General features: G+C 69.3%; 3 protein-coding genes. All 3 read left to right on the top strand.

Going from position 1 to position 2647, the window contains the following annotated elements; translation table 11 throughout:
* Positions 1 to 332, top strand: a 332-nt coding sequence (locus AC1D12_RS30510) for a nitroreductase (protein WP_477844976.1), incomplete at its 5' end; no start/stop codon positions are given.
* Positions 332 to 1654 (top strand): sodium:proton antiporter, encoded by a 1323-nt coding sequence (locus tag AC1D12_RS30505; RefSeq protein WP_477844975.1) that lies wholly within the window; start codon positions 332 to 334, stop codon positions 1652 to 1654. The genes AC1D12_RS30510 and AC1D12_RS30505, both read left to right, overlap by 1 nt.
* A 27-nt stretch (positions 1655 to 1681) precedes the next feature.
* Positions 1682 to 2647: 2-hydroxyacid dehydrogenase (locus AC1D12_RS30500; protein ID WP_477844974.1), on the top strand; the 966-nt coding region annotated here is incomplete at its 3' end.

The following is a 2647-nucleotide window of genomic DNA, read 5'->3' as shown; positions in this document are numbered from 1 at the left end:
TGCACGAGCAGCACGGCCGCAACTACGTGTTCTTCGACGCACCGGTCGGCCTGATGTTCACGATCGACCGCGTGATGCAGCAGGGCAGCTGGCTCGACTACGGCATGTTCCTGCAGAACATCATGGTGGCTGCGCGCGCCCGCGGCCTCGACACCTGCCCGCAGGCCGCGTTCACGCAGTTCCACCGCGTCATCCTGCCGCGCCTGGGTGCGGGCGATGACGAGATGCTGGTGTGCGGCATGTCGCTCGGCGTCGCCGATCCGTCCGCGGTCGAGAACACGCTGGTGACCGAGCGCGAGCCGGTGGCCGGCTTCACTCGCTTCCTCGGCTGATGCCGGAGCTGCTGTGGGGCCTGCCGTTCGCCGGGCTGCTGCTGTCGATCGCGCTGCTGCCGCTGGCCGCACCGGGCTTCTGGCACAGGCACCAGGGCAAGGTGGTGGCCGCGTGGGCGCTCGCGTACCTCGTGCCGCAGGCGGCGCAGTCGGGCGTCGACGCCGCATGGCACGGCCTGGTGCACGCTGCGGTCGGCGAGTACATCCCGTTCATCGTGCTGCTGGCCACGCTCTTCATCGTCGCCGGCGGCATCTTCGTGCGCGGCAACCTGCACGGCGGCCCGGGCCTGAACGTCGCGCTGATGGCGATCGGCGCGGTGCTGGCCAGCGTGATGGGCACCACCGGCGCGTCGATGCTGATGATCCGCCCGCTGATCCGCGCGAACGACCACCGGCGCCACACGGCCCACGTCGTGGTGTTCTTCATCTTCATCGTGTCGAACGCGGCCGGCGCGCTGACACCGCTCGGCGACCCGCCGCTGTTCCTCGGCTTCCTGCAGGGCGTGGCGTTCTCGTGGACGCTGGTGCACCTGCTGCCGCACACGCTGTTCATGGTGGGCACGCTGCTCGCGATCTTCTGGTTGCTCGACCGCTGGTACTGCCGCCAGGACGAGCCGCGCCCCGTCGACCCGACGCCGGACACGCGCGGCTTCGGCATCGAGGGTGCGGTCAACCTCGCGCTGCTGGCCGGCGTCGCGGGGCTGATCCTGATGAGCGGTGTCTGGCACGGTGGCGTCGCGTTCACGCTGGCCGGTGCCGAGATCACCTGGCAAGGCTTGATGCGCGACCTCGGGCTGATCGCGATCGCCGCGCTGTCGTGGCACCTGACACCGCCCTCGGCCCATGCGCAGAACCAGTTCAGCTTCGGCCCGATCGTCGAGGTCGCCAAGCTGTTCGCCGGCATCTTCCTGACCATCATCCCGGTCATCGCGATGCTGCGCGCCGGGGTCGACGGGCCGTTCGGCGCGATCGTGTCGGCCGTCACCGCGCCCGATGGCACGCCGCGGCCGGGGATGTATTTCTGGGCCGCCGGCACGCTGTCGTCGTTTCTGGACAATGCGCCGACCTACCTGGTGTTCTTCAACGCCGCCGGCGGCGACGCGCAGCAGCTGATGACGCAGTACGCCACCACGCTGGCCGCGATCTCGGCCGGCTCGGTGTTCATGGGCGCCAACTCGTACATCGGCAACGCGCCCAACCTGATGGTGAAGGCGGTGGCCGAAAGCCGCGGCATCCGGATGCCCGGCTTCTTCGGCTACATGGGCTGGTCGGTGGCCGTGCTGCTGCCGCTGTTCGTGCTGATGACCCTGATCTGGTTCTGACCTGTTTTCTCAAGAAGAGGATGTGACATGAAGCCTGCCGTACTCGTCTCGCGTGCCATCTTTCCCGACATCGTCGATCGCCTGCGGGTGCACTTCGACGTGCAGGACAACCCGGAAGACCGCGTCTTCAAGAAGGCCGAGCTGATCGAGCGACTGGCCGGCAAGCAGGGCGTGCTCGCCACCGGCAGCGAGCGCTTCGATGCCGAGGTGCTCGATGCCAACCCGCAGCTGAAGGCGGTGTGCAACATGGCGGTCGGCTACAACAACATCGACGTCGACGCCTGCAACGCGCGCGGCGTGCTGTGCACCAACACACCCGACGTGCTGACCGAGACCACCGCCGACTTCGGCTTCGCGCTGATGATGGCGGCGGCGCGGCGCATCGCCGAATCGGAGCACTACCTGCGCCGCGGCGACTGGAAGAAGTGGTCCTACGACATGTTCACCGGCGGCGACGTGCACGGCGCGACGCTCGGCATCCTCGGCATGGGCCGCATCGGGCAGGGCATCGCGAAGCGCGGCGCGCTCGGCTTCGGCATGAAGGTGATCTACCACAACCGCTCGCGGCTCGCGCCCGCGATCGAGGCCGAATGCCGCGCGAGCTACGTCTCGAAGGAGGCGCTGCTGCGCGATGCCGACCACCTGGTGATCGTGGTGCCGTATTCGCCGGCCTCGCACCATGCGATCGGCGCCGCCGAGCTCGCGCAGATGAAGCGCACGGCGACGCTGACCAACATCGCGCGCGGCGGCGTCGTCGACGATGCGGCGCTCGCGCAGGCGCTGGCCGAGCGGCGCATCGCATCGGCCGGGCTCGACGTGTTCGAGGGCGAGCCGGCGCTGAACCCTGCGCTGCTGACGGTGCCCAACGTCGTGCTGACCCCGCACATCGCGAGTGCGACGATCGCGACCCGGCGCGCGATGGCCAACCTGGCGGCCGACAACCTGATCGCCGCGCTCGGCTTCGGACCCAACGCCGGCCATCCGCCGACGCCC

The sequence above is a fragment of the Rhizobacter sp. P1_G5 genome (assembly GCF_056405435.1).
Note: the sequence above shows the minus strand (reverse complement) of the source record. Positions and strands in the feature narration are given on the sequence as shown.